This window comes from Enterobacter sp. FB (assembly GCF_000805795.1).
GTDB classification, from domain to species: Bacteria; Pseudomonadota; Gammaproteobacteria; order Enterobacterales; family Enterobacteriaceae; genus Enterobacter; species Enterobacter roggenkampii.
In genome coordinates this window covers 1,551,259-1,577,903 of sequence record NZ_JSZC01000013.1, presented here as the reverse complement: position 1 = coordinate 1,577,903, position 26,645 = coordinate 1,551,259, and the positions used below count along the sequence as shown (strand labels likewise).

At 57.2% G+C, this 26,645-nt stretch carries 21 protein-coding genes; 8 read left to right on the top strand and 13 right to left on the bottom strand.

All coding sequences use genetic code 11. The features are described 5' to 3' along the window. Positions 1–8: 8 nt before the first annotated feature. Positions 9–959, bottom strand: coding sequence for a branched-chain amino acid ABC transporter permease (locus PI91_RS14510; protein ID WP_032651944.1), 951 nt, complete (start codon positions 957–959; stop codon positions 9–11). Between the two features lie 170 nt (positions 960–1,129). Here PI91_RS14510 and PI91_RS14505 point away from each other — a divergent pair, with 170 nt between their 5' ends. Continuing rightward, positions 1,130–2,074: a LysR substrate-binding domain-containing protein gene (locus tag PI91_RS14505; RefSeq protein ID WP_008501734.1), complete on the top strand. Its 945-nt coding sequence runs from the start codon at positions 1,130–1,132 to the stop codon at positions 2,072–2,074. Between the two features lie 52 nt (positions 2,075–2,126). Here the strand turns inward: PI91_RS14505 and PI91_RS14500 are convergent, their stop codons facing one another. Then, positions 2,127–3,236, bottom strand: coding sequence for a porin OmpC (locus tag PI91_RS14500; RefSeq protein WP_023344209.1), 1,110 nt, complete (start codon positions 3,234–3,236; stop codon positions 2,127–2,129). A gap of 629 nt (positions 3,237–3,865) precedes the next feature. Further along, positions 3,866–4,744: an aromatic amino acid DMT transporter YddG gene (gene yddG, locus PI91_RS14495; RefSeq protein ID WP_021240200.1), complete on the bottom strand. Its 879-nt coding sequence runs from the start codon at positions 4,742–4,744 to the stop codon at positions 3,866–3,868. A gap of 220 nt (positions 4,745–4,964) precedes the next feature. Between yddG and fdnG the strand changes: the two genes are divergently transcribed. Genes fdnG through fdnI form a run of 3 tightly spaced genes read left to right on the top strand, consistent with a single transcriptional unit; the run spans position 4,965 to position 9,557 of the window. Continuing rightward, complete coding sequence (gene fdnG / locus PI91_RS14485; protein ID WP_113771497.1) at positions 4,965–8,012, top strand: formate dehydrogenase-N subunit alpha; 3,048 nt, start codon at positions 4,965–4,967, stop codon at positions 8,010–8,012. A gap of 11 nt (positions 8,013–8,023) precedes the next feature. Then, complete coding sequence (gene fdxH / locus PI91_RS14480; RefSeq protein WP_039266468.1) at positions 8,024–8,908, top strand: formate dehydrogenase subunit beta; 885 nt, start codon at positions 8,024–8,026, stop codon at positions 8,906–8,908. After that, the gene (gene fdnI / locus PI91_RS14475) at positions 8,901–9,557 is read left to right on the top strand and encodes a formate dehydrogenase-N subunit gamma (RefSeq protein ID WP_039266467.1); all 657 of its coding nucleotides are present in this window, start codon (positions 8,901–8,903) and stop codon (positions 9,555–9,557) included. Before fdxH ends, fdnI begins: the two co-directional genes overlap by 8 nt. 58 nt (positions 9,558–9,615) lie before the next feature. Here the strand turns inward: fdnI and ppk2 are convergent, their stop codons facing one another. Beyond that, on the bottom strand, positions 9,616–10,434 hold the full coding sequence (gene ppk2, locus PI91_RS14470) for a polyphosphate kinase 2 (RefSeq protein ID WP_039266466.1): 819 nt from the start codon (positions 10,432–10,434) through the stop codon (positions 9,616–9,618). A gap of 227 nt (positions 10,435–10,661) precedes the next feature. On the opposite strand from ppk2, the gene PI91_RS14460 reads away from it, so the two are divergent. The 3 genes from PI91_RS14460 to araJ all read left to right on the top strand — a co-directional run bounded on the left by PI91_RS14460 (position 10,662) and on the right by araJ (position 13,449). Then, positions 10,662–11,782 (top strand): IS3-like element ISSen4 family transposase gene (locus PI91_RS14460; protein ID WP_085950818.1). Its coding sequence is split into 2 segments (ribosomal slippage): positions 10,662–10,920 and positions 10,920–11,782, totalling 1,122 coding nucleotides; the frame shifts between segments, so codons are not numbered across the junction. An 86-nt stretch (positions 11,783–11,868) separates the two neighbouring features. Beyond that, positions 11,869–12,084, top strand: a complete 216-nt coding sequence (locus PI91_RS24770) for a DUF3828 domain-containing protein (protein WP_232764409.1) — start codon at positions 11,869–11,871, stop codon at positions 12,082–12,084. A 189-nt stretch (positions 12,085–12,273) separates the two neighbouring features. Next, the gene (gene araJ, locus PI91_RS14455; protein ID WP_023292340.1) at positions 12,274–13,449 is read left to right on the top strand and encodes an MFS transporter AraJ; all 1,176 of its coding nucleotides are present in this window, start codon (positions 12,274–12,276) and stop codon (positions 13,447–13,449) included. A gap of 6 nt (positions 13,450–13,455) precedes the next feature. On the opposite strand, the gene PI91_RS14450 is transcribed toward araJ, so the two are convergent. The 8 genes from PI91_RS14450 to PI91_RS14415 all read right to left on the bottom strand — a co-directional run bounded on the left by PI91_RS14450 (position 13,456) and on the right by PI91_RS14415 (position 23,637). After that, positions 13,456–14,547: an alkylhydroperoxidase domain protein gene (locus PI91_RS14450; RefSeq protein WP_039266465.1), complete on the bottom strand. Its 1,092-nt coding sequence runs from the start codon at positions 14,545–14,547 to the stop codon at positions 13,456–13,458. A 10-nt stretch (positions 14,548–14,557) separates the two neighbouring features. Beyond that, positions 14,558–15,547 (bottom strand): putative FMN-dependent luciferase-like monooxygenase, encoded by a 990-nt coding sequence (locus PI91_RS14445; protein ID WP_023327542.1) that lies wholly within the window; start codon positions 15,545–15,547, stop codon positions 14,558–14,560. Continuing rightward, positions 15,544–17,151 carry an ABC transporter ATP-binding protein gene (locus PI91_RS14440; protein ID WP_039266464.1) on the bottom strand — a complete coding sequence of 536 codons (1,608 nt, stop codon included), beginning with the start codon at positions 17,149–17,151 and terminating at the stop codon, positions 15,544–15,546. Before PI91_RS14440 ends, PI91_RS14445 begins: the two co-directional genes overlap by 4 nt. After that, positions 17,148–17,999 carry an ABC transporter permease gene (locus PI91_RS14435; RefSeq protein ID WP_039266463.1) on the bottom strand — a complete coding sequence of 284 codons (852 nt, stop codon included), beginning with the start codon at positions 17,997–17,999 and terminating at the stop codon, positions 17,148–17,150. Before PI91_RS14435 ends, PI91_RS14440 begins: the two co-directional genes overlap by 4 nt. Continuing rightward, positions 17,996–18,940: an ABC transporter permease gene (locus PI91_RS14430; RefSeq protein ID WP_024909556.1), complete on the bottom strand. Its 945-nt coding sequence runs from the start codon at positions 18,938–18,940 to the stop codon at positions 17,996–17,998. Before PI91_RS14430 ends, PI91_RS14435 begins: the two co-directional genes overlap by 4 nt. 10 nt (positions 18,941–18,950) lie before the next feature. Further along, positions 18,951–20,570, bottom strand: a complete 1,620-nt coding sequence (locus PI91_RS14425) for a TIGR04028 family ABC transporter substrate-binding protein (protein ID WP_039266462.1) — start codon at positions 20,568–20,570, stop codon at positions 18,951–18,953. A gap of 149 nt (positions 20,571–20,719) precedes the next feature. Next, complete coding sequence (gene adhP / locus PI91_RS14420; protein WP_008501719.1) at positions 20,720–21,730, bottom strand: alcohol dehydrogenase AdhP; 1,011 nt, start codon at positions 21,728–21,730, stop codon at positions 20,720–20,722. Between the two features lie 197 nt (positions 21,731–21,927). Then, a complete protein-coding gene (locus PI91_RS14415) occupies positions 21,928–23,637 on the bottom strand; it encodes an ABC-F family ATP-binding cassette domain-containing protein (RefSeq protein WP_039266461.1) in 1,710 nt (569 codons plus the stop codon). A gap of 330 nt (positions 23,638–23,967) precedes the next feature. On the opposite strand from PI91_RS14415, the gene PI91_RS26430 reads away from it, so the two are divergent. Further along, the gene (locus PI91_RS26430; protein ID WP_050595298.1) at positions 23,968–24,795 is read left to right on the top strand and encodes an HNH endonuclease signature motif containing protein; all 828 of its coding nucleotides are present in this window, start codon (positions 23,968–23,970) and stop codon (positions 24,793–24,795) included. 24 nt (positions 24,796–24,819) lie between these two features. On the opposite strand, the gene PI91_RS14405 is transcribed toward PI91_RS26430, so the two are convergent. After that, complete coding sequence (locus PI91_RS14405; protein WP_008501715.1) at positions 24,820–26,517, bottom strand: NAD-dependent malic enzyme; 1,698 nt, start codon at positions 26,515–26,517, stop codon at positions 24,820–24,822. Positions 26,518–26,645 lie beyond the last annotated feature (128 nt).

Here is a 26,645-nt window from a genome sequence, read left to right as displayed (position 1 = left end):
GGAATTCCTTACGCCCTGTTCGCCACGCGCTCGCCCAGCAGGCCAGCCGGACGGAAGACCAGCACCAGGATCAGCACCATAAAGGCAAAGACATCCTGATAGTTGCTGCCAAATACGCCGTGCGTCAGTTCACCCAGGTAGCCTGCGCCCAGCGCTTCGATAATGCCGAGCAGGATGCCGCCAATCATGGCGCCACGAATGTTACCAATGCCCCCCAGCACGGCGGCGGTAAAGGCTTTGATCCCGGGCAAAAAGCCCATCGAGAAGCTGGCGTTACCGTAATTGCTGGCCATCATCACGCCTGCCAGCGCTGCAAACGCCCCGCCAATCGCAAACGTCAGGGTGATGATGGCGTTTGGGTTAACCCCCATCAGCGTGGCCACGCGCGGGTTTTCCGCCACGGCGCGCATGCCGCGCCCCAGACGGGTGTATTCCACCAGCAGCCACAGCCCGGTCATCACCGCCAGCGCAAGGACAACGGTGACGATACCGGTGACGGTGACGATGGCAGGAGGATGCGCTTCGCTGCCTGACGTGACGGCGATAGGGTCCATCGGCAGGATCTGCGGGAACATCAGCGGGTTGCGCGTCCAGATAATCATCGCCACGGTTTGCAGCAGGACCGAAACGCCGATACCCGAGATCAGCGGCGCGAGGCGCGGGGCGTTGCGCAGTCGACGGTAGGCAAAGCGTTCCACGGCCATCGCCAGCAGGGCGCAGACGGCCATGGCAATCATCAGGGCAACGCCGAGCTGCAACAGCTGCGGCATATGCGGGAAGGTGGTGTTCAGGGCGTTCATGGCGGAGAGCGTGGTGAGCGCGCCGACCATCAGAATATCGCCGTGAGCAAAGTTAATAATGCGCAAAATGCCATACACCATGGTATAGCCCAGCGCGATCAGCGCGTAGATGCTTCCCAGCATCACACCGTTGATCAGTTGTTGTATGAGTGTATCCAACGTCTGTACCCGCAAAGTGCTCGTTCTGCGGCTACCATCCAATAAATGAATAAAATTGTAAAATACGCATCTATTATTTCTTATGATAAATAGATATTTTTCTATCTTTATGATTTATATAAATATAATGAAGACCTGTTTTTGGGTGAAAAGCCTAAAGAAATCAACATATGAATAAAACAGAACAATTGGTTGGCCTGCCTGCGTATGCAGAAAGTCGCCTTGCAAACGATCCGCCGCTTCGGGCTGTGCGTGCCTTTGAGGCCATCGCCCGGCTGGGCAGCGTCACGCTGGCCGCGCAGGAGCTGGACATTTCTCCGTCGGCCGTCAGCCATCAGCTCAGGGTGCTCGAAGGGTACCTGCAAATGCCGCTGACGGAGCGTCAGGGGCGCAGGCTGGTGCTGAGCCAGCACGGGCGGGAATATTACCGCTCGATCCGTGCGGCCTTTAACGTGCTGCGCCAGGCGACGGAGCATCTGGCGGAGCAGGCGCAAACGCGTCAGGTCACCATCAGCCTGATCCCGCTTTTTGGTATGGGGTGGTTTATCCCGCGCTTGCCTGCGTTTATGCGCGCCAACCCGCAGACCGAGATTAACGTGGTGTATGCCAACCACCGTAACTATCTGAGCGACGCGTCGGATATGTCGATTCGTTTTGGCAACGGCCAGTGGGCGGGCTATCAGAGTGAAAAGCTGATTTCCGGACAGATGGTGCCGGTGTGCAGCCGAGCGTTTTTGCGCATTCACGGCCATATCGACACGCCTGAGCAACTGCTGCAGATGCCGCTGCTGCACGATGAGGAGCGCACGACGTGGGCGCAGTGGTTTGTACAGCAGGGGGTGAAGCGTCCCGTTCGCCGCAGCGGTCCAATGTTTGAGGACGGTCTGCTGACGCTGGCGGGCGTACAGGCGGGTCTGGGGTGTGCGCTGATGCGGGAGCCGCTGATTGCGCCGTATCTTGAGAGCGGCGAGCTGGTGAAGATCTTTGACCTACCGATTGATGACGGACGCGACTACTACCTCTGCGTGCGCTCAGATTCAGAGATGACCGAGGACGGCAAGCTGCTGCAAAACTGGCTGCGGCGGGCAGCGGGCGGGGAGTCGTCTGGCGGGTAAAAGAGGGCGATAAAAAAGCCAGCTGTTCAGCTGGCTTTTGGAGAGACAAGATTTAGAACTGGTAGGTCAGACCCAGCGCTACGATGTTGTCGGTACCGATGCCTGCCTGGCGAGTGAACGTGTTGTCATCGAGCAGGTTGATTTTGTAATCCACGTAGGTGGACATGTTTTTGTTAAAATAATAGGTCGTGCCAACATCGATGTATTTCACCAGATCCTGGTCGCCGAAGTTTTCGATGTCTTTGCCTTTAGACTGCAGGTAAGCGATAGACGGACGCAGGCCAAAGTCGAACTGATACTGGGCCACAACTTCGAAGTTTTGCGCCTTATTTGCAAAGCCGTAAATGTCGGTACGCTTGTTGTTAGAGGTACCGAAACGGGTTGCATTGTAGGTCTGAGAGTATTGCGCCGCGAGGTAAATGTTGTTCGCGTCGTATTTCACACCACCGCTGTATACTTCTGCGCGGTCGCCTTCACCGTATACGCCAGCCGCATTCTGGTCAGCGGTACGACGGGAGGAGGACATTGCACCACCTACGCTGAAGCCTTCGCCCAGATCGTAAGTCAGGGATGCGCCATAGCCGTCACCGTTCTGGTTCAGCAGGCTGCGACCGCTGGTGTTTTCACCGCTTACGCTGCCGTTTTTACCCTGATACTGCAGAGCAAAGTTCAGGCCGTCAACCAGACCGAAGAAGTCCTGGTTACGGTAGGTTGCCACGCCGTTAGCACGAGACTGCATGAAGTTGTCGGCACCGTAGGTGTCACCGCCGAATTCTGGCAGAACGTCGGTCCAGGAGGTCACGTCGTAAATCACGCCGTAGTTACGACCATAATCGAATGAACCTGCTTCCGCGAACTTCAGACCTGCAAACGCCACACGAGTCCAGGACTGGTTGTCGCCTTCGTCTTTGTTGCCCTGAATCTGGTATTCCCACTGGCCGTAACCGGACAGCTGATCGTTAACCTGGGTTTCACCCTTGAAGCCGATACGCATGTAGGTTTTATCGCCATCTGCGCCAGCATCATCAGAGAAATAGTGCAGACCTGTCACTTTACCGTACAGATCCAGTTTGTTACCGTCTTTGTTGTAAATTTCGGCAGCGTTAACAACGCCTGCTGCCAGCATGGAAGTGACTGCCACTGCAACTAATTTAAGTTTCATCTTAAATGTTCCTTATAATTTTTTTCGGTATTTCCTGAACCACTTTGAACGATTTCTAAACGAGGCTGTTCGTCAATGGCATGCTATTCTTAAAAATCTCGTAGTCTTATTTCAATAATAAGTTTCAAAATATTAGAGATAATTTCAATTAGTGTGATCTCGATCGTGTGAGAAGGCGATCATTCAAACAATATGGTCGGAATTTATACGATTAATAGTTATTTAGTCAGTGGGATTATTGCTTTTACTATAATTTCTGATGGTTTTTGTTTATCGCGTTAAATTTCGCAATTTCCGAGGGTTTAATGAGGGTGGTATTGCTACTTTTCTTTAAAAACAATGGGTTGTTTTAATTTTTCAGCGTCTATTCCGCATATTATCATAAAACTGTCAGAGCTGAATTATTGCACGCCATGCTATCCAGAGCGTTAATATTCATTACTCACTAATTTCATTGGGTTGTCAGTTTGTGTCAACTCGCTTCAGGTGGCTTTACAGAAGGCGTTCAATATAAACCGAACTTAAACAGATGCTCTATTATCATGATAAATATTCTGATGTCTGATCACATTTTAAATTTATGTTAATTATGTTGCCGGGTTGAAATTCCCCCGGCCAGTCGAGCAGCGTTATTTTCGTGTGGCGTACCAGCAGAGCAATGACCCGGCGCAGACCATCAGCGCGCCTTGCCAGAACGAGAATGACAGGGGGGAGCTTAGCACCGCGGCGGCAAGCGCGGCAGAAAGCACGGGGGTAAAATAGGATACGGCAGCCAGAACCGTGACGTTACCGTGCAGGATGCCAATATTCCAGGCGGCGTAACCAAACCCAAGCGCGATACCGCACATAACCAGCTTCACTGCTACCGGAAGCGTGAACACCATGTCGGGCTGATCGCTCAGGGCATATTTCACCCACAGACTCAGCGCGGTCAGCAAAACAAACAGGGTGATGCCGTTTTGCCCTTTCGCAAATTTGCTGGTGACGGTGCAATAGGCGGCCCAGATAAAGGCCCCGGCAAACGCCAGCGCATAGCTCAGAGGGCTGGAAACGACATTGCGGGTTATTTCCTCAAGGTGTAATCCTTCTTCGCCGCCCAATACCCAGCACACGCCCAGCAGCGAAATGAGCAAGCCGGGGATCACCCACAGGGTAGACTTTTGCCCGTTGAACAAAATCGCAAATACGATCGTCAGGCTCGGCCAAAGGTAATTGACCATGCCCACTTCAATCGCCTGCGATCGCGTTGCGGCATAGCCCAGCGACAGCGCCAGACATATTTCGTAGCTGACAAATAAAACGCTGCCGGCAATAAGATAGCGGGGAGAAAACCGTCGGATATCAGGAAATCCTACTGTCACCAGACACAGTAATCCGCTGAGGGTGTAAATCATCGCGGCACCGCCAACAGGCCCCAATCCCTCACTCACGCTGCGAATAAGGCCGACCATGGTGCTCCATAACAGTATTGCCGCCAGCCCAATAAGCGTTGCTCTCTTTCTGTCCATTACTCGCCATCACAATAAAAATTAAAGGAAAAATGTAGCGCATTACGCCTGTCGCTGTCGTGAATTATTCTCTTAAGCCGTTAATCAAAAAGGGGTAATGAAACGTTGCGGAGGTGACTATTAAGGGGGGGAAGGCTGATGACCTTGATTTGACGCAAAAAAATCAGGGGCTTTGCTGTTAGTTTGCGGCGCGAAGTCTTTTCAGATAACGAGGACAGCAATGGACGTCAGCCGCAGACAATTTTTTAAAATCTGCGCGGGCGGTATGGCCGGAACAACAGCCGCAATGCTGGGATTTGCTCCCAAAATGGCGCTGGCTCAGGCACGCAACTATAAACTGCTGCGCGCCAAAGAGATCCGTAACACCTGCACATACTGCTCCGTGGGTTGTGGGCTTTTAATGTATAGCCTGGGCGATGGCGCGAAGAACGCCAGAGAAGCGATTTATCACATTGAAGGGGATCCGGATCATCCGGTGAGTCGCGGGGCGTTATGCCCGAAAGGGGCGGGGCTACTGGACTACGTCCACAGCGAAAACCGCCTGCGCTACCCCGAATACCGCGCGCCGGGCTCCGACAAATGGCAGCGTATCTCCTGGGATGAGGCCTTCTCCCGTATTGCGAAATTGATGAAAGCCGACCGCGACGCCAACTTTATTGAAAAGAATGCGCAGGGCGTGACGGTCAACCGCTGGCTTTCCACCGGCATGCTATGCGCCTCGGCGGCCAGTAATGAAACTGGCATGCTGACGCAAAAATTTGTGCGCTCGCTCGGCATGCTGGCGGTAGACAACCAGGCGCGCGTCTGACACGGACCAACGGTAGCAAGTCTTGCTCCAACATTTGGTCGCGGTGCGATGACCAACCACTGGGTTGATATCAAAAACGCGAACGTCGTGGTGGTGATGGGCGGTAACGCCGCTGAAGCCCATCCGGTGGGGTTCCGCTGGGCGATGGAAGCGAAAAACAACAACGATGCGACGCTTATCGTCGTCGATCCGCGCTTTACGCGTACGGCATCGGTGGCCGATATCTATGCGCCGATCCGCTCCGGTACGGACATTACGTTCCTGTCCGGCGTGCTGCTGTATCTGATCGAAAACAACAAAATTAACGCGGAATACGTTAAGCACTACACCAACGCGAACCTGCTGGTGCGGGATGATTTTGCCTTCGAAGACGGGCTGTTTAGCGGCTATGACGCCGAAAAACGCCAGTACGATAAAACGTCCTGGAACTATCAGTTCGATGAAAACGGCTATGCGATGCGGGATGAAACGCTCACGCATCCGCGCTGCGTGTGGAACCTGCTGAAACAGCACGTTTCCCGCTATACGCCGGACGTCGTGGAGAACATCTGCGGCACGCCGAAAGCGGACTTCCTGAAGGTGTGCGAGGTGCTGGCTTCCACCAGCGCCGCCGACAGAACCACCACGTTCCTGTACGCGCTGGGCTGGACGCAGCACACCGTGGGCGCGCAGAACATCCGCACCATGGCGATGATCCAGCTGCTGCTCGGCAACATGGGGATGGCAGGCGGCGGCGTGAACGCGCTGCGCGGCCACTCAAACATTCAGGGCCTGACCGATCTCGGTCTGCTCTCCACCAGCCTGCCGGGCTACCTGACGCTGCCGTCGGAAAAGCAGGCCAGTCTGCAAGCGTATCTTGAAGCTAATACGCCAAAAGCAACGCTGCCGGATCAGGTGAACTACTGGAGCAACTATCCGAAGTTCTACGTCAGCCTGATGAAATCCTTCTACGGCGACGCGGCGCAGAAGGAGAACGACTGGGGCTTTGAGTGGCTGCCCAAGTGGGACCAGGCTTACGACGTCATTAAGTATTTCAACATGATGGATAAGGGCGACGTCACCGGTTATATCTGCCAGGGCTTTAACCCGGTGGCGTCATTCCCGGATAAAAACAAAGTCGTGCGCAGCCTGAGCAAGCTGAAGTACATGGTGGTTATCGATCCGCTGGTGACCGAGACCTCCACCTTCTGGCAGAACCACGGGGAATCCAACGATGTCGATCCGGCGTCGATTCAGACCGAAGTGTTCCGCCTGCCGTCCACCTGCTTTGCGGAAGAGGACGGCTCTATTGCCAACTCCGGCCGCTGGCTGCAATGGCACTGGAAAGGGCAGGACGCACCGGGCGAAGCGCGTAACGACGGCGAAATCCTGGCCGGCATTTATCATCGGCTGCGCGAAATGTACCGCACCGAAGGCGGTAAAGGCGCTGAGCCGCTGCTGAAGATGAGCTGGCACTACAAGCAGCCGGATCGTCCCGAGTCTGAAGAAGTCGCGAAAGAGAACAACGGCGTGGCGCTGGCGGATCTCTACGACGCTAACGGCAATCTGGTGGCGAAGAAAGGCCAGCTGCTGAACAGCTTCGCGCTGCTGCGTGACGACGGTACCACGGCATCATCCTGCTGGATCTACACCGGCAGCTGGACGGAGCAGGGTAACCAGATGGCGAACCGCGACAACGCCGATCCGTCAGGTCTGGGCAACACCCTGGGCTGGGCATGGGCGTGGCCGCTGAACCGTCGCGTGCTGTACAACCGTGCGTCCGCCGACGTGAACGGCAAGCCGTGGGATCCGAAGCGCATGCTGATCCAGTGGAACGGGACGAAGTGGACGGGGAACGACATCCCGGACTACAGCACCGCCGCGCCGGGCAGCAACACCGGGCCGTTTATCATGCAGCCGGAAGGGCTGGGGCGCCTGTTTGCGCTCAACAAGCTGGCGGAAGGGCCGTTCCCGGAACACTACGAGCCGATGGAAACGCCGCTCGGCAACAACCCGCTGCACCCGAACGTGGTCTCCAGCCCGGTGGTGCGGATCTACGAAGACGACGTGCTGCGCCTGGGCAAAAAGGACAAGTTCCCGTACGTAGGGACGACCTACCGCCTGACCGAGCATTTCCATACCTGGACCAAGCACGCGCGGCTTAACGCCATCGCGCAGCCGGAACAGTTTGTGGAGATAAGCGAAACGCTGGCGAAAGCCAAAGGCATCGCCAACGGCGACCGCGTAAAGGTGAGCAGCAAGCGCGGCTTTATCCGCGCGGTGGCGGTGGTCACCCGCCGCCTGCAGTCGCTGAACGTGCACGGCCAGCAGGTGGAAACCGTCGGTATCCCGTTGCACTGGGGCTTTGAAGGGGTGGCGCAGAAAGGCTACATCGCCAATACCCTGACGCCAAACGTCGGCGATTCCAACTCGCAAACGCCGGAGTATAAAGCGTTTCTGGTCAACATCGAGAAAGCGTAAGGAGCGATTAAATGGCGATGGAAACACAAGACATTATTAAACGCTCCGCGACCAACCCGATAACGCCCGCGCCCCGCGCGCGGGACTACAAGGCAGAGGTCGCCAAGCTTATTGACGTCTCCTCCTGCGTGGGCTGTAAGGCCTGTCAGGTGGCCTGTTCGGAGTGGAACGATATTCGCGACGAGGTGGGGCACTGCGTTGGGGTGTACGACAATCCGGCGGATCTGAGTGCCAAATCCTGGACGGTGATGCGCTTTAGCGAAACCGACCAGAACGGCAAACTGGAGTGGCTCATCCGCAAAGACGGCTGCATGCACTGTGAAGATCCGGGCTGCCTGAAGGCGTGCCCGTCTGCCGGGGCAATTATTCAGTATGCCAACGGGATCGTCGATTTCCAGCAGGACAACTGCATCGGCTGCGGGTACTGCATCGCGGGCTGCCCGTTTAATATCCCGCGCCTCAATAAAGAGGATAACCGGGTATACAAATGCACCCTGTGCGTGGACCGCGTCAGCGTCGGGCAGGAGCCTGCCTGCGTGAAGACCTGTCCAACCGGCGCCATTCACTTCGGCACCAAAAAAGAGATGCTGGAGATGGCGCAGGAACGCGTCGATAAGCTCAAAGCGCGGGGCTACGACAAAGCGGGCATTTACAACCCGCAGGGCGTGGGCGGCACGCACGTGATGTATGTGCTGCACCATAGCGACCAGCCGGAGCTGTACCACAACCTGCCGAAGGATCCGGCGATCGATACTTCCATCAACCTGTGGAAAGGGGCGCTCAAGCCGCTCTCCGCGGCGGGCTTTATCGCTACCTTTGCCGGGCTGATTTATCACTACATCGGTATCGGGCCAAACAAAGAGGTGGATGACGACGAGGAGGAGCATCATGAGTAAGTCGAAAATGATAGTGCGCACCAAATTTGTCGATCGCGCCTGTCACTGGACGGTAGTGATCTGCTTCTTTCTGGTGGCGGTATCGGGAATTTCGTTCTTCTTCCCGACGCTGCAGTGGCTGACCGAAACCTTCGGTACGCCGCAGATGGGGCGCATTCTGCACCCGTTCTTCGGCGTGCTGATTTTCGTGGTGCTGATGTTTATGTTCGTGCGCTTCGTTCATCACAATATTCCGGACAAGCAGGATATCCCCTGGATGAAAGGGATCGTTGAAGTCCTGAAGGGTAACGAGCACAAAGTCGCGAAGGTGGGGAAATACAACGCCGGGCAGAAGATGATGTTCTGGACCATCATGAGCATGATTTTTGTGCTGCTGGTGACCGGGGTGATTATCTGGCGTCCGTATTTTGCACACTACTTCCCGATACAGGTGATTCGCTACGCGCTGCTGATCCACGCGACGTCGGCCATCATTCTGATTCACGCCATCCTGATCCATATGTATATGGCGTTCTGGGTGAAAGGATCGATTAAAGGCATGATTGAAGGGAAGGTGAGCCGCCGCTGGGCGCAGAAACACCACCCGCGCTGGTACCGTGACGTGGAGCGACTGGAAGCAAAACAGGAAAGTACGGAAGGGATGAAGTAAAACCTGCGCCGTCGGCTTTGCCCGGCGGCGCTGCGCTTGCGCGGGCCTACTCTTCAAATCAGAACCGCTCTTCCACATACCGGAACGGGTATTTCGTGGGTTTGACCTTGCCGATTTTGCGCTTCGGTAAATCCACTTTCTCAACATGTATTTCTTTATACGGGATCTGCGAAAGCAGATGCGAAATAATATTCAGGCGCACGCGTTTTTTATCCTCTGAACGCGCCACAAACCACGGCGCCCAGGCGGTATCGGTGGCTTCAAACATGGCGTCGCGCGCAAGGGTATACTCATCCCAGAGGTTAAAGGATTTAATATCCATCGGCGACAGCTTCCAGATCTTACGCCCATCGTTAATACGGTCGCGCAGGCGTCGCTCCTGCTCTTTCGGCGTCACCTCCAGCCAGTACTTCAGCAGGATAATCCCGGCATCGACCATCGCTTTTTCCATGACCGGCGCGCCGTCTAAAAATTTCTCCGCCTGTTCCTCCGTGCAGAACCCCATCACCCGTTCCACGCCCGCGCGGTTATACCAGCTGCGATCGAAGATCACGATTTCACCCGCCGAGGGCAGGTGGGGCACATAGCGCTGGAAGTAGAGCTGGCTTTTTTCTTTTTCCGTTGGGGCAGGGAGCGCAACAACGCGAAAGACGCGCGGGCTGACGCGCTCGGTGATCGCTTTAATGGTGCCGCCTTTGCCGGCGCCATCGCGTCCTTCAAAAACAATACATACTTTTAACCCTTTGGCGACGACCCACTGCTGGAGCTTAACCAGTTCGACGTGCAGGCGGCGGAGCTCTTTTTCATACTCTTTGGTCTTAAGCGGTGCATTCGATACGACATCAACAGCGACAGGAGTTTTCTTTTTGCTTCCCATGATTGTCATCCTCAGGTTGTCCGGTGCGGAAAAAGCGAGGCCGCACTATGAAGTGTAATCCACTTGTTATTATGCGTATTGTTTTTAGGTAATTAATTTCACAATGCTTTTTTAAGCTGATACTGAAGTATTCACGAAGGTGCTTAGCACCCGTTCTGACCTGCTCCCCGTTGATTAGTACACCCCGATGTTAGTAATGTCTTCATAAGCCACATGAGGACATCCCCATGAAGAAGCGTTTTTCCGACGAACAGATCATCAGTATTCTCCGCGAAGCCGAAGCTGGGGTACCCGCCCGTGAACTCTGCCGCAAGCATGCCATTTCCGATGCCACGTTTTACACCTGGCGTAAGAAGTATGGCGGTATGGAGGTGCCTGAAGTTAAGCGCCTGAAGTCGCTTGAGGAAGAGAACACCAGACTCAAGAAGCTGCTTGCCGAAGCCATGCTGGATAAAGAGGCGCTTCAGGTGGCTCTTGGGCGAAAGTACTGACGACAGACCAGAAGCGGGAAGCCGTGATGTTGATGTGTGATGCGACCGGTCTGTCGCAACGTCGTGCCTGCAGGCTTACAGGTTTATCCCTGTCGACCTGCCGCTATGAGGCTCACCGTCCGGCTGCTGATGCGCATTTATCAGGGCGCATCACTGAGCTGGCACTGGAGCGCAGGCGTTTTGGCTACCGTCGTATTTGGCAGTTGCTGCGCCGTGAAGGGCTTCATGTTAATCATAAGCGCGTGTACCGGCTTTATCACCTCAGTGGCCTGGGCGTAAAACGCAGAAGACGTCGTAAAGGGCTGGCAACAGAACGTCTGCCGCTGCTCCGTCCGGCGGCGCCCAATCTGACCTGGTCGATGGATTTCGTCATGGACGCACTTTCCACCGGTCGCAGGATCAAGTGTCTTACCTGCGTCGATGATTTCACAAAGGAATGCCTGACGGTCACTGTTGCCTTTGGGATTTCAGGCGTTCAGGTCACGCGTATTCTGGACAGCATTGCACTGTTTCGAGGCTATCCGGCGACGATAAGAACTGACCAGGGGCCGGAGTTCACTTGCCGTGCACTGGATCAATGGGCCTTTGAGCATGGTGTTGAGTTGCGCTTAATCCAGCCGGGCAAGCCAACGCAGAACGGATTTATTGAGAGCTTTAACGGACGATTTCGCGATGAATGTTTGAATGAGCACTGGTTCAGCGATATCGTTCATGCCAGGAAAATTATTAATGACTGGCGGCAGGATTATAACGAATGCCGCCCGCACTCCACGCTGAATTATCAGACACCGTCTGAATTTGCAGCGGGCTGGAGAAAGGGTCATTCTGAGAATGAAGATTCCGACGTTACTAACTGAGTGTTGTATCTAATCGTGGGGGCAGGTCATCTGACTATTTTACGTATACACAAGATTACTCCCGTGAATGGATACCTGCGTTACGAGTGGAAAACGCCAGACCATTTTTAAACGGTGAAGTAGTCCATGTCATTGAAGGGGCGGGTAACGGGAGAAGCATCCACCTCGAGGTATTTCTTCGTCGTGAAGATGATGCATGGAAAATCTACCGCGTTCGTGACGTAACGAACAATCATGAGCATCCTATTTTCAATGCTGGCGCGATTACATGCGCTAAAGCAGCGGCAGAAAGCACACCGTAAAAGCCAGACCTTAAACCCTTTAAAGCCCTGACGCCTGCCGGGGCTTTTTGTTTGCCAATCCCACCGCGTAGCAGTTGGAGAAAACCCCTGAATCAATGGATTAACCTGTCAGCCATCTGATTTGAACTGGCTCACCATACAAGATTATTCAATAATGCCCGCTGCGAGTGATTAACCCGTGGTTGAGGTATGAAAAAGACAATATTTTCGTTGGCGCTTGGCACATTTGGCCTGGGCATGGCTGAATTTGGCATCATGGGCGTGTTAACCGAGCTGGCGCATGACACCGGTATTTCGATTCCCTCCGCCGGGAATATGATCTCGTTTTATGCCTTCGGCGTGGTGATTGGCGCCCCGATTGTGGCGCTCTTCTCCGGCAAGTTCTCGTTAAAAACCACGCTGCTGTTTCTGGTGGCGATGTGCGCTGTTGGCAACGCCCTGTTTACGTTTTCTACGTCATATTTCTGGCTGGCGCTGGGGCGGCTGATTTCCGGTTTTCCGCACGGCGCGATTTTCGGCGTTGGGGCGATTATTCTGTCTAAAATTGCGCCGCCCGGGAAGGTGACGGTCGCGGTGGCCGGGATGATCGCCGGAATGACCGTCGCCAACCTGGTGGGTGTGCCGCTCGGCACCTGGCTGGGGCACCAGTTCAGCTGGCGTTATACCTTTTTCCTGATAGCCCTGTTCGATGCGCTGGTGATCCTCTCGGTGCTGATCTGGGTGCCGGACATCCATGACAAATCAGAAATTAAACTGACCGAGCAGTTCCAGTTCCTGAAGAAACCGGAGCCCTGGCTGATTTTTGCCGCCACCATGTTTGGTAACGCCGGTGTGTTCGCGTGGTTCAGCTTCGTTAAGCCGTTTATGGTCAACGTTTCTGGCTTTTCCGAAGGCATGATGACGATCATCATGATGCTGATGGGCCTTGGCATGGTGTTGGGCAATCTGTTGAGCGGTAAGCTTTCGGGGCGTTTTAGTCCGCTGCGTATTGCGGCCACCACCGACATGGTGATTGTTGCCTCGCTGCTGCTGCTTTTTGCCTGCGGTGAACTGAAAACGGCCTCGCTGGTGATGGGCTTTATCTGCTGCGCCGGTCTGTTCGCGCTCTCTGCACCGCTGCAAATCCTGCTTCTGCAAAATGCGAAGGGCGGCGAGATGCTGGGGGCCGCGGGCGGGCAGATGGCGTTTAATCTCGGCAGCGCGATCGGGGCGTACTTTGGCGGGATGATGATTACCCTCGGCTTTAGCTGGCGCTACGTCACGCTGCCTGCGGCGTTACTCTCGTTCTCGGCCATGAGTGCATTACTGATCTACGGTTACCTGCGGGCCAGACAGGCTCAGGCTAACGCTCGCGCGCTAGCCTGATGGAAGTCAGGCTAGCCAGGGCTCGCCCAGGGTCAGCATCAGGCGGTTGGCCCAGGCGAAGAACGCGGCGGACTGCACCAGATCAAGCTGGGCTAAGGTGTCCAGCCCCTCTTTTTCCAGCGCGGCAAGGTGCAGCGGCGTGGCGGCCGGCGGGGTAACCGACAGCGCTGCCGCAAAATTAATCTCCGCCTGCCAGCGCGCAGACTGCCCCTCGCTCAGGGATTGTCCCGGACGCACGGCCAGCAGGGCCTCTACCGCCGCGTCATCCTTTGACAGCTGGCTGGCTTTCCGCGCATGGACAGATGCGCAGTAAATGCAGCCGTTGATTTTACTGGCGACCGTTGCCGCCAGCTCGCGCTCGGCGCGCGGCAACCCCCCCGGCGTATAAAAAATCCCTTTATCCGTTAGCGTGCGCTGTTCAAGCACCGGCAGGTTACGCCCCAGCAGGCGGAAATAGTCGGAATCGGTGTGGCCAAACTTCGCCAGGATCGCAACCTCGTCATCACGAAAATCCGCCAGCGGTTTGGCGGCGATCCACGGCTCCCAGCCCAGCTCCTGCTGGGTGAAGGCGACGGGAGCCGCCTTCCCGGTGGCCGTGGTGGCGGTCGTGTGCCAGACGCCCGCCGCCAACGGCGCATCGCTTGTGGCGACGGGCTTGTCGTTCAGCAGCCGCAGCCCGGCAATCAGTCGGCTCTGGAAGCTGACAAAGGCGATAAGCTGCGCCAGGGTCACGATGCCTTCCTTGCTCCATCCTGCCTGGGTCAGCGCCCTTAACGATGTCGGCGTGGCTTCGACGGGGGAGAAGGTCAGCAGGCGCGCGAAATTCAGCGCCGGCGTCAGACGGTCTGAGGTCGGGTCTGCCAGGCCAAACCCCGCATAGTGCGCGGCCAGCGCCTCCGCGTTGTGCCACCTGGCGACTTTTGCCGCGACGGCGAAGCGCTCGTCCAGCGCAAAATCGCTAACCTGCTGAGTGAATAAGATTTCGTAGCTGCCCTGGGCGTGGCGCGTGGCGGCGTCCCGCGTGGCGCGCGCCTCTGCCAGAGGGGAACCGGGTTTGATTTCCGCCAGCTCGGCGAGAATGTCGTGACTTAATGACATAGGTGTCTCCTCAAAGGATGTGGGGGGCAATATGTTCGGCGATCAGTTCGATGGAGCGCAGGGTGTCGCGATGGGTGGGCTCGACCGAATGGACCTGGAATGAGATGTCCGTGGCGCGCCGGAGAACGGAATCGGCCTGCAGCGAACGCAGCACCGTCTCGGGCGAACCGATGTGGGCGTCGAACTGGCGACGAAAATCGGTGACGGTGTCACCCTTAACCGCGTGTCCGGCAGCGCGATGCTGCTGGGCCTGTCTGGTGAGACCCGGCGTCGCAACCTTCAGCGCATAGTCATCGCTGTCGGCGACGAATGCCGTACGGGAGGCCAGAATGCGCGGTGCGATACCGGCGGGCAGGGCCTCAAGGTAGGCATCCACAATCGGGTTCTGGATCGCGTCGAGCGTGAGATCCAACTGGTCTTCCGGACGCGGCTGCGTGCGGGAGAGCATTAACCCGTGTCCGGCCCGCGCGGCGCGAACGGCGCCGTCGACGGAAAAGGTGGCAATCCAGATCCTGTCAGCCAGCTGTGGCGCTGGCGGGTAGAGGTGGTTATCCGGATGGGTAAGCGAATCCCCGCGCCAGGCGCTCTGGATCACATGCAAATGGTCGGCAAAGGCCGCGCCGCGCTGTTCAAACGTCAGTCCGAACGGCAGGAAAGAGGTCGGCGTGCCGCCCGAACCAAAACCGACTTCGAGACGTCCATCGGCGAGTAAATCCAGCACCGCCGCATCTTCCGCCACGCGCAGCGGGTTTTCCATCGGAAGGGTGATGATGGCCGTACCCAGCCGAATGGTTTCGGTATGTGCCGCCACGTGGGCCAGAAACAGCAGCGGCGACGGCAGGCCGCCTTCACTTTCGTGGAAGTGGTGCTGGGCAATCCAGGCGCTGTCAAAACCGTGGCGTTCGGCGTGGCGGATCTGTTCAGTTGCCAGACGATAGCGCTCTTTCGGCGTGGCGTCGTCAAGCAGGCGGGTGAAAAATCCCAGGCGTTTTCGCGTCATGCGAACTCCTCCGTAGCGGGTGAAAAATGGGGAATGGCGGCAATCAGCTCGCGGGTATAGTCGTTCTGCGGTGATGTGAATAAGGTCTCGACGTCACCGTGTTCGACCACCTGACCGCTGCGCAGCACCGTGACGCTGTGGGCGATCCGGCGAACGGTAGAGAGATCGTGCGTGATGAACAGGTAGGTTAATCCCAGCTGCTGCTGCAGCTGCTGAAGCAGTGCCAGGATCTGCGCCTGGACGGTGACGTCCAGCGCGGAGGTGGCTTCGTCCAGCACCAGAATGGTCGGTTCCAGGATCAGCGCCCGGGCGATGGCTACGCGCTGGCGCTGTCCGCCTGAAAGCTCCCTTGCGGTGCGGGTCAGGAGTTCGACGGGCAGGGCAACCCGCTGCGCCACGGTTTCCACCCGTACCTTTCGCTCCGCCTTGGCGAGGCGAGAAAAGTTCTTCAGGGGCTCTTCGATGATCTCGAACAGCGTCTGACGCGGGTCGAGAGAGGCGAACGGGTTCTGGTAAACAAACTGGATCTTCTGGCGCAGCTGACGGCGGGCCTCGCGGCTGAGGTCGGTGGCATCGATATCATCAATAATGACCTGTCCGCTGTCCGCCTGTTCAAAACCCAGCAAAATACGGGCGAGGGTAGTTTTCCCGGAGCCGGATTCACCGACCAGCGCGTGCGTGCTGCCGCGCCTGACGTCAAACGTCACCCGATCCAGCGCCTGCAGCTGATGACCTTTACCCAGCGAGAACCGTTTGCTGATGGCGCGGGCGCGAATGGCCGGTGACGCCAGCGGGAGACCGGCTACCGGGGCGATGGTCAGGCGCTGGCCCTGAAGATCGCTCAGCAGCTGACGGGTGTAGGCGTGCTGCGGCGTGCGGACGATATCGGCGGTGTCGCCGTGCTCCTGAACCTCGCCGTTGCGAAACACCAGCAGCCTGTCCGCGCGCTGGGCTGCCAGGGCCAGATCGTGGGTGACAAACAGAACGGCGGTGCCCGATTCCCGGCGCAGGATATCCAGCAGGTCGAGAATGCGTTTTTGCACCGTCACGTCCAGCGCGCTGGTGGGCTCATCGGCAATGATGACGTCCGGGCTCAGGGCAATGGCGATGGCAATCAGCACGCGCTGTTTCATCCCGCCGGAGAGCTGATGCGGATACTGCGTCATGCGCTGTTCGGGGTGGCTCAGGCCGACCTTTTTCAGCAGGGCGAGCACCTGCTCGTCGCGTTGGGCGTGAGTCACCTTCTGGTGCAGCTGAATAATTTCCCCGACCTGCGCGCCGATCGTCTTCACCGGATTGAGTGAATTACCCGGATCCTGCGGAACCAGGCTGATTCTCGCGCCGCGAAGGGTATCGAGACGCTTCGCTGACCACCGGCTAATCTCCTCGCCGTTGAGCACGATTTTCCCGGCATCGCGTCGGGCGTTATCCGCCAGCAGGCCAATGATCGCCTGTGCCGTGGTTGTTTTACCTGAGCCGGATTCACCGACAAATGCCAGCATTTCCCCCCGCCGGAGGGTGAAGCTGACGTTATGCACCACCTCGCGCCACCGGCGCGCGGTACGGTAGCTGATGGTCAGGTTTTCTACCGAGAGTACGGTCATTTCAGGCCTCCGCTGAACTGCTGGCTGATACGGTTGGTGGCAAGCACGACGGCGATGACGACCACGCCGGGGAAGGTGGTTAACCACCAGGCGGTAGAGAGATAGTTACGCCCTTCGGCGATCAATAAGCCCCATTCCGGTACGGGCGGCGGGGTGCCGTAGCCGAGAAAGCTCAGCGTGGAGAGGGCCAGAATGGCCTGACCAAACTGTAGCGTGGCAAAGGCAAGGACGGCGGTTAAGGCGTTGGGCAGGATGTGTCGCCACAGCACCGCCAGGAACGTCCCGCCGCTGCCAAACGCCGCCTCGACATAATCCGTATGGCGGATGCGCACCACTTCACCGCGGGCGAGGCGGGCGAAGCTGGCAATGGAAGCCACGCCGACGGCAATGGCGGCGTTAACGGTGCCAAACCCGAGCAGAATAATGACCGTCAGCGAGAGCAGCAGAGACGGAATGGACAACAGCACGTCGACAAAACGCATCAGGAAAGACTCGACGCGTCCTCCGAACGCCCCGGCGATCACCCCGAGACCGGTGCCCACCACCAGCCCCATCGTGACGGCAGCGAGCGCCGCGCTCAGGGAGTGGGACGCACCGTACACAATACGGGTGTAAACATCGCGGCCAAGCTGATCGGTGCCGAGCCAGTGGCCCGCCTGCGGCGCCAGACGTTGCGCTCCGGCGATGCCCTCAATCGGGCTGTAGTGGGTTAACAGGCCGGGCGCCACGGCGGCAAAAACCGCGAGAATAATCACCGCCCACGCCAGCCACAGTCCCGGCTGCCATGCGACGCCCTGCCAGCCGGGAACGCGTTTTCGCGCCGCGGCAGCGTAATCGACCAGGCTCATGATGCACCTCCGGTAACGGTTTGCAGGCGGGGATCCAGCAGCGGCATCAGCAGATCCACCAGCAGATTGATCAGGACAAAACCGAGGGCGGAAATCATGACCACCGCCTGAAGCACGGCGATGTCCTGGTTATTCACCGCCTGCTGGGTCAGCTGCCCGAGCCCGCTGCGGCCAAAAACGGTTTCCGTGATCAGCGCTCCGGCAATCAGCTCGCCCAGCAGTAGCCCGGCAATGTTCAGGACCGGCAGCAGGGCGTTGCCGGTGACGTGACGCCACAGCACGGCGGTTTCACTCAGCCCTTTAGCCCTGGCCACGGCGACAAACGGCTGCGTCGCCACCTGGTCGAGGCTGCGCATCAGGATTTGCGCCAGCGGGGCGGAGATCGGGATCGCGACGGTCACGATCGGCAGGATCAGCCCCTGCAGCGGGGTCGGGTTAATCACCGGGATCAGCCGCAGCTGGAAAGAAAAGAGCTGGATGAGGGCAATCCCCAGCCAGAACGTCGGTAAGGAGATAAACAGGACCGGCAGCGACTGGAGAGTATTACTTAGCCAGCGCAGACCCGGCAGACGCGACGCAAAGGCCAGCGCAAACGCCAGCAGAACCGCGAGTACAAACGCGGGCAGGGCGAGGCTCAGGGTATCCGGCAGATTGCTGGCAATCAGCTCGCTGACCGGCACGCCTGCCTGTAACGAGTAGCCGAAATCCCCGCGCAGCATCGCCAGCAGCGTGTGGCCGTACTGCTGCCACAGCGGACTGTCCGCGCCGTAGGCCACGCGCATCTCCTCGATTTGCGCCGGGCTTAAGCCCAGGTCCGGGTTCTGAAATTTAATCAGCACCGCGTCGCCCGGCAGCACCTGGAGCAACACGAACGAGAGGGTAAAGGCGGCCCACAGTACCAGCAGCCCGTGCCCAAAGCGTTGAAGAAGTGCGTGGCGCATCGTCAGCTCCTCAGTGTTTCTCAAGCCACGCGCCGTAGAACGACGGGCGGCCGACCGCTTCAAAATTCACGCCTTTTAGCCACGGCGCACCGGCAAAGACCTGCGGCTCCTCGAAAATCGGAATGACGTAGGCGTTATCCAGCAGGTAGCGCTGGGCATCGCCGGTCAGCTGCAGGCGTTTTTGCGGGTCGACTTCGGCGGAGATATCCACCAGCAGCGCATTCAGCTTGTCGTCACGGAAGCTTTTGACCTTGTCGCTGGAGCCGCCTTTTTGCAGCAGCGCGTCGCGGTTAGCGGGGTAGAACATGCTTTTCACCACGTCAGGATCGGCGCGGCCCACTTCGGAGACGGTTAACGGGGTTTTCAGCGGGTCAAGGTTATCCAGCGTGCGGCTGCCTGCGTCACCGGCTTTCACGCTCAGCGCCACGTCCACCTGACGCCACTGCTGGGCAACCAGCTGCAGCACCTCTTTATTTTGCGGCTGCGGCAGGGATTCATATACCGTCAGCGCCAGCCGCTGGCCGTCTTTGGCGCGGATCCCGTCGCTGCCCGCTTTCCAGCCCGCTTCGTCCAGCAGCTGGTTGGCTTTTGCCGGGTCAAAGGTCAATTTGTCGCTGAGATCGACAAAGCCAGCGGCGGAATCGGCAATCACCGACTTCGCCTGCGGATAGTTAGCCGAGAAGAGGGTCTCAACCACCTGTTTTGCATTGGTGGCATGCAGCAGCGCCTGGCGCACGCGAATATCGGAGACCAGCGGGTTATCCGGGCGGAAGCTGATGCTGTCGTTCACCCCGCGCGTTGGTGCGGCGTAGATTTTATAGCCTTGGTCTGTCGCCTGCTTTTCGTCATACGCCTGCACCTGGCGAATAAAGTCGGCCTGACCGGCCAGCAGGGCGCCGACGCGCACGCTGTCTTCCTGAGTCACGATAAACTTGATGCCATCAAGATTTGCTGGCCCCTGTTGCGCCAGATTTTTTGGCCCCCACTGGTAGTCCTTACGCGCTTCCAGCGTCACTTCGCGACCCAGCTTCTCGTCCTTCACCACAAACGGGCCGGAGCCGATGATATGCCGGGCGTCACCCAGCTCTTCAAAGTTGCGCTTCAGCGTGCTGAGCGAGACCAGGCCCGAGCCAATCGTGGCCGTGCCCTGCAGGAACCCCGGTGACGGTTTTTTGAAGTAGAACTTCACGGTCAGCGGGTCGACCACTTCGCTGCGATCGTAGTTATTGATCACTTCTGACACCGACAGGCGCTGCGCCTTGTTGCCTAAGCCGTAGGTATCAAAGTTTTTTGCTACGGCGTTGGCGTCCAGCGGCGTGCCGTCGGAGAAGGTGATCCCCGGGCGAATTTTGAAGGTGTATTCGGTTTTATCGGCGTTGGTGGTCCAGCTTTCGGCCACCCACGGTTCGACCTGCAGCGTCTTTGGGTTCTGCCACGTCAGTTTGTCGGTAATCTGGTTCAGAATGCCGCCGTTCGGGTAAAAGCCGCCGGCAGGCGGATAGAGGTTGGTGTGCGCCTGTTGCTCCAGATAAATCAGCGTGCCGCCTTTAACGGGCGCATCCGCGGACCAGGCGGCGGTGGTCGTCAGAATCAGCGCCGTCAGCAGCGGCAGACGAAATGGGGTTTGCATGGTGAATTCCTTTGTTATCTTCTTGTTAGCGTCGGATTCATCATCGGGCGCAAGGGAAAACAAGGGAACAAAGGAATTAAGATAAGGATTGCCGGAAAATGGCTATAAAAAACCGCCCCTGTCAGGAGCGGTAATTGAACGGTGGGTGATTATGAACGCAGGTCAATCACCATACGGCCACGGATCTGGCCCTGTTCCATCTCTTTAAAGATGGCGTTGATGTCCTCGATCGGACGCATCGTTACTTTCGGCACCACTTTACCTTCAGCGGCGAACTGGAACGCTTCCTGCAGGTCCTGGCGGGTGCCGACCAGCGAACCCACCACCTGAATGCCGTCCAGCACCAGACGCGGAATATCGAGGCTCATCGCTTCCGGCGGCAGGCCAACCGCGACCACGCGGCCACCGGCACGCACGGCATCAACGGCAGAGTTGAATGCTGCTTTTGCGACGGCAGTGACGACTGCGGCATGCGCGCCGCCGGTTTTTTCCTGCACAATCTTAGCGGCATCTTCGCTGCGGGAGTTGATGGTGAGGTCCGCGCCCATGCTGGCCGCCAGCTTCAGCTGTTCGTCGTTAACGTCAAGGGCGATGACTTTGGCGTTAAAGACGTTTTTGGCGTACTGCAGCGCGAGGTTGCCCAGCCCGCCCAGACCGTAAATCGCAATCCACTGGCCCGGCTTAATACCCGACACCTTCACCGCTTTGTAGGTGGTCACGCCAGCGCAGGTAATGCTGCTGGCCGCCGCCGAATCCAGACCGTCCGGCACTTTTACCGCGTAATCCGCGGTGACGATGCATTCTTCCGCCATGCCGCCGTCGACGGAGTAACCGGCGTTTTTCACGTCACGGCACAGGGTTTCGTTGCCGGAATTACAGTATTCGCAGTGGCCGCAGCCTTCAAAGAACCAGGCCACGCTTGCGCGGTCGCCGACTTTCAGCGACTTCACGCCAGGGCCGACTTCTTTCACGATACCAATTCCTTCATGGCCCAGGATAACCCCGGTCTTGTCGCCAAAATCACCGTTCTTCACGTGAAGATCGGTATGGCATACGCCACAGCACTCCATCTTCAGCAGGGCTTCCCCATGCTTAAGCGGGCGTAAGGTTTTTTCGGTGACGTTGACCTGGTGGTCCTGAGTGACAACAGCAGCCTTCATGTGTATCTCCTTGTTCATGATAAGAATCTGCATAGCAGGTGTAATACCCCTTAAGGATTAATAGATTAGCCTGGTAATGCAAGGCTGCGGCAACATAATGTCATCATTTGATTCGATTTCAGATTAAGAATACGGCGATCCTCTAATAATGAAGGGGGGAAAATGCTGGCCCGGCGAGGCGCTCGCCGGGCGCAGACTTACAGCTGGGCTTCTATCTCCTCTATCTCTTTACGCCATTGTGCCTGGAGCTGCGGCTTTTGATGCTTCGGCTTGCGCGCCAGATCGTCTTCCAGCAGCGTTTCCAGCGCGATCAGCCGCTCAAGCAGATCGTCATGCGGCGAGGGGTGAGCCGTCGCGGCGACAGCGGGCGCAGTGGCTGTCACCAGCCCCGCGCGTTCACGCAGCCGCTCAAACACCGCTTCTGCATCGTGCCATTCGCTCAGCGTACCGTCCTCAATTAGCCAGAAACGGTTGCAGCTTTGGCTAATTAACTGACGGTCATGGCTGACCAGCAGCACGCCGCCTTCGAACTGTTGAAGGGTGTGCGCCAGCGCCTCTTTGCCTTCCATGTCCAGGTGGTTAGTGGGCTCATCCAGCATCAGCAGGCTGTAGCGGGCAAGCGTCAGGCCCACGAACAGCAGGCGCGAGCGTTCGCCGCCGCTGAGCGTGCTGACTTTCTGCCCATGGCGGGACCACGGGAACCCGGCGCTGATGAGCGCCATTTTGCGGTTCTGCGGATCCGGTGCAAAAGGCTCCAGCGCGTCGAGCAGCGTGGCGTCATCCGGCAGCTGATGCAGCGTCTGGTCGTAGTAGCCCGGCGAGACGCGCGGATGGATTTTCAGCCCACTGTCCGCCGGTTCATCGGAAAAATGTCGCCAGATAAGCTTCATCAACGACGATTTACCGCAGCCGTTACGACCGACAATCGCCACGCGATCGCCGCTTTTCAGTCGCGCCGTTTCGATGTTAAACAGCGGCGGTAGCCCAGGCGCGGGCGGGACGCCGAGGTTTTCCATCTCCAGCAGACGGTCAGCCCGCAGCGCGTCGCCGCGCAGGGTTAACGTCCACGGGCTGCCCGCCGTGAGCGCGGTCTGGCTCTCTTTGAGCCGTTCAACCTGTTTTTCCATCTGTTTGGCTTTTCGGGCCAGGTCTTCGTTGTCGTAAACCTTACCCCAGGTCGCCAGACGTTTGGCGCTAGCGGTCACGCGGTCGATCTCCTTTTGCTCCGCCTTGTGGCGCTGCGCGTCGGTCTCATCTTTGGCTTCCAGCGCCTGACGTGCCGCCGTGCAGGGAAGGGCAAAGTAGTGCAGCGTTTTATCGCGCAGTATCCAGCTGCCGTTGGTGACGGCATCCAGCAGCTGTCTGTCATGCGAGACCAGCACAAAGCTGCCCGACCAGGTCTGTAAAAAGTGCTCCAGCCAGAGCATGGTCGGCAGGTCAAGGTGGTTGCTGGGTTCATCCAGCAGGAGCAGGTCCGGCTCGTGAATCAGCGCCCGGGCCAGCAGCAGGCGGGTGTGCTGCCCGCCGCTCAGCGTGGCGGAGTGCAGCATCATATCCTGCGGCGTAAAGCCCATGCCTGCCAGCAGCGTTTCGGCTTTCCAGCGCAGGCTGTCCCGTTCCGCTACGGGCAGCTGGGCCAGGACGGCATCCAGCATGGTGAGCGGTAAAATAGCGTCCGGGAGATGTTGCTCCACGCGCGCCATCAGGCAGTGCCCGGCCAGCGCTACCGTTCCGGCAGCAGGTGAATCCGTGCCGTCCAGCACCTTCAGCAGCGTACTTTTGCCGCAGCCGTTATCGCCCAGCAGGCCAATGCGGTCGCCTTTTTTCAGCGTAAAGGAGAGTGAGTCGAAGAGCGTGCCAAACGCCGTATCAACGCGTAAAGATTGTGCAGTGAGTAAAGTGCTCATTGTTGCTTACCCAAGAGTTACAGGCATGTTTATGCCTCGTCAAACATCGCTGACGATAACTCAGTAAGCCCGAGAGAAGGGGTTTCAGGGGGTGGTGTCTTCGCTCAAGCCGAAGTTATCGCAGCACGATACCGATAACGCTTGAGCGGGTGCGATCACCAAATGTATGTGAAACATTGAAAATTTCACGATACAGCATAATTGGCCTCCTTATATATTCAGTGGGTTAATGTGTGTCGAAAGTATAATCGAATGTCACATGATTGCACGTTAAGATTTTTGTCATTATGCCGATACCCTTCATTATGAAACCAAAAGGAGGTTGAGCGTATGGCCTATTATTACGCCTATCACAGTGCATCTAATTCCAGCAATTTTGATTACAACAAGGGCTATGGTGTTAGTCCAGGTAGTGAGAAAAAGCTGAGTAATGTAAAAACAGGCGACTTTGTCTTTGTCATCCAAAATGTTCATAAATCTGTGGGATACCAGCTTTGCGGACTTTACCGTATTGAAGGGATCGATTTCGAGGAGGGAAACGTTTACCCCCATCGTGTGCAGTTGAGCGATGTGTCTAAGCTAGATGATTTTATTACGCTTGATCGCCACGAACTAAGCAAAGTTCTGCCTCCAGCGGGCAAAGAATCCCGTTGGGATCGCTTCATGAATCACTTCGCTCAAACAGGAAGAACATTCCAGAAGCCTCTGGACGCGACGGTTATTGCCATCCTCAAGGAACAACTTAACCAACAGCGAGTGGACTGCGAAGATATTCCAGGCCGCGATGAAAACGACTTTTACGACAAAGTCAGCAAGGCGTTAAAACTACAATCTGAGGAAAGACGAAAGCGGCTGCAAAATGCGTCTGTTCATCCGGCGAAAAAACAGGTTTCCGTCTGGCGTTACGATCGTAATCCCGATGTGGTGGCCGAAGTACTCCTCAGAGCTCAAAATAAATGTGAATGTTGTGATGCCCCCGCGCCATTTCAGCGTACGAAGGATGGGAGATATTATTTAGAAGTTCATCACATTATTCCGCTATCAGAAAATGGGGAAGACAACGTAGACAATGCTATTGCCCTTTGCCCTAACTGTCATCGGCAGGAGCATTACGGTGAACCGCGGATAGATAAAAGCTGGCAACCTGGCAAAAAATAAGTGGGCCAGTGGCCCACTCACATTTTAAATCGACGTACGGCGATAGCTGCGGTATTCAGGCTTCCAGAAGTTGTCGTCGATGGCCTGCTGCAGCGCGTCGGCAGAGGTTTTCACCGCCACGCCCTGCTGCTGCGCCATTTTACCCACCGCAAACGCGATAGCCCGCGACACCTTGTGAATGTCCTTCAGCTCGGGCAGAACCAGACCTTCGCCGTCGTTGACCAGCGGCGAGTGGCCCGCCAGGGTCTCGCTCGCCGACATCAGCATTTCGTCGGTGATGCGGGACGCGCCGGAGGCGATAACGCCCAAACCAATGCCCGGGAAGATATAGGAGTTGTTGCACTGGGCAATCGGATAGGTTTTATCCTTCCACACCACCGGATCGAACGGGCTGCCGGTGGCAACCAGCGCATTACCTTCGGTCCAGGCGATGATGTCTTGTGGCGTCGCCTCCACGCGGGACGTCGGGTTAGACAGCGGCATCACGATAGGGCGTTCGCAGTGCTTGTGCATCTCGCGAATAATCTCTTCGGTGAAGAGACCGGTTTGCCCGGAAACGCCGATCAGAATATCCGGCTTCACGTTGCGCACCACGTCCAGCAGGGAAAGGACTTCGTTGTCGGTATCCCAGTTTTTCAGGTTTTCGCGTTTCTGCACCAGCTTGGTCTGGAACGGCAGCAGGTTCGGCATACCGTCGGTCAGCAGGCCGAAACGGTCCACCATAAAGACGCGGGAGCGGGCCAGCTCTTCGCTTAAGCCTTCGCGCTGCGTCTGGGCGATAATCTGCTCGGCAATACCGCAGCCCGCGGAGCCTGCGCCCAGGAAGACGATTTTCTGGTAGCTCAGCTGGCTTCCCGCTGCACGGCTGGCGGCGATGAGCGTACCCACCGTCACGGCCGCGGTGCCCTGGATATCGTCGTTAAAGGAGCAGATCTCATCGCGATAGCGGTTCAGCAGCGGCATCGCGTTTTTCTGCGCAAAGTCTTCAAACTGCAGCAGCACGTCCGGCCAGCGGTGCTTCACGGCCTGAATGAAGTCGTCGACAAACTGATAGTACTCGTCGTCGGTAATACGCGGATGGCGCCAGCCCATATAGAGCGGGTCGTTGAGCAGCTGCTGGTTGTTGGTGCCGACGTCCAGCACCACCGGCAGGGTATACGCCGGGCTGATGCCGCCGCAGGCGGTGTAGAGTGAGAGCTTACCGATGGGGATCCCCATCCCGCCAATGCCCTGGTCGCCGAGGCCAAGAATACGTTCGCCGTCGGTCACCACAATTACTTTGATATTGTGGTTCGGCACGTTCTGCAGAATATCGTCCATGTTGTGACGGTTCTGATAAGAGATGAATACCCCGCGGGAGCGACGGTAGATCTCTGAGAAACGCTCGCAGGCGGCACCCACCGTCGGGGTGTAGATCACCGGCATCATCTCTTCGAGATGGTTTTGCACCAGGCGATAGAAGAGGGTTTCGTTGGTGTCCTGGATGTTGCGCAGGTAGATGTGTTTGTCGATTTCCGTTTTGAAACCCTGGTACTGGATCCACGCGCGCTCTGCCTGTTCTTCAATGGTTTCAACCACTTCTGGCAGTAGACCCAGCAGGTTAAAGCTGCTGCGCTCTTCCATGCTGAAGGCGCTGCCTTTGTTGAGCAGGGGGAATTCGAGTAAAACCGGTCCGGCGTATGGGATGTATAAGGAACGATGTTTTTTCAGTTTGTTGTCCATGTCACTCACTCTTTTTATGAAGATCCGTCCCTGACACTGCTGTTTGTCATCTTTCTGGCCTGTGCGATGGGGTGCGGTCCGGCGGTATTATAAAGGAGCTAAATATTAATTACCGCAACACATAAACA

Bases quoted from the DNA above. Each gene is read 5' to 3' on its own strand.
- PI91_RS14450 (WP_039266465.1), bottom strand. From the start codon at position 14,547: ATGTCATTAAGTCACGACATTCTCGCCGAGCTGGCGGAAATCAAACCC.
- PI91_RS14430 (WP_024909556.1), bottom strand. From the start codon at position 18,940: ATGCGCCACGCACTTCTTCAACGCTTTGGGCACGGGCTGCTGGTACTG.
- PI91_RS14505 (WP_008501734.1), top strand. From the start codon at position 1,130: ATGAATAAAACAGAACAATTGGTTGGCCTGCCTGCGTATGCAGAAAGT.
- PI91_RS14445 (WP_023327542.1), bottom strand. From the start codon at position 15,547: ATGACGCGAAAACGCCTGGGATTTTTCACCCGCCTGCTTGACGACGCC.
- PI91_RS26430 (WP_050595298.1), top strand. From the start codon at position 23,968: ATGGCCTATTATTACGCCTATCACAGTGCATCTAATTCCAGCAATTTT.
- yddG (WP_021240200.1), bottom strand. From the start codon at position 4,744: ATGGACAGAAAGAGAGCAACGCTTATTGGGCTGGCGGCAATACTGTTA.
- PI91_RS14425 (WP_039266462.1), bottom strand. From the start codon at position 20,570: ATGCAAACCCCATTTCGTCTGCCGCTGCTGACGGCGCTGATTCTGACG.
- PI91_RS14405 (WP_008501715.1), bottom strand. From the start codon at position 26,517: ATGGACAACAAACTGAAAAAACATCGTTCCTTATACATCCCATACGCC.
- PI91_RS14435 (WP_039266463.1), bottom strand. From the start codon at position 17,999: ATGAGCCTGGTCGATTACGCTGCCGCGGCGCGAAAACGCGTTCCCGGC.
- ppk2 (WP_039266466.1), bottom strand. From the start codon at position 10,434: ATGGGAAGCAAAAAGAAAACTCCTGTCGCTGTTGATGTCGTATCGAAT.
- PI91_RS14415 (WP_039266461.1), bottom strand. From the start codon at position 23,637: ATGAGCACTTTACTCACTGCACAATCTTTACGCGTTGATACGGCGTTT.
- PI91_RS14500 (WP_023344209.1), bottom strand. From the start codon at position 3,236: ATGAAACTTAAATTAGTTGCAGTGGCAGTCACTTCCATGCTGGCAGCA.
- araJ (WP_023292340.1), top strand. From the start codon at position 12,274: ATGAAAAAGACAATATTTTCGTTGGCGCTTGGCACATTTGGCCTGGGC.
- PI91_RS14440 (WP_039266464.1), bottom strand. From the start codon at position 17,151: ATGACCGTACTCTCGGTAGAAAACCTGACCATCAGCTACCGTACCGCG.
- fdnI (WP_039266467.1), top strand. From the start codon at position 8,901: ATGAGTAAGTCGAAAATGATAGTGCGCACCAAATTTGTCGATCGCGCC.
- fdxH (WP_039266468.1), top strand. From the start codon at position 8,024: ATGGCGATGGAAACACAAGACATTATTAAACGCTCCGCGACCAACCCG.
- adhP (WP_008501719.1), bottom strand. From the start codon at position 21,730: ATGAAGGCTGCTGTTGTCACTCAGGACCACCAGGTCAACGTCACCGAA.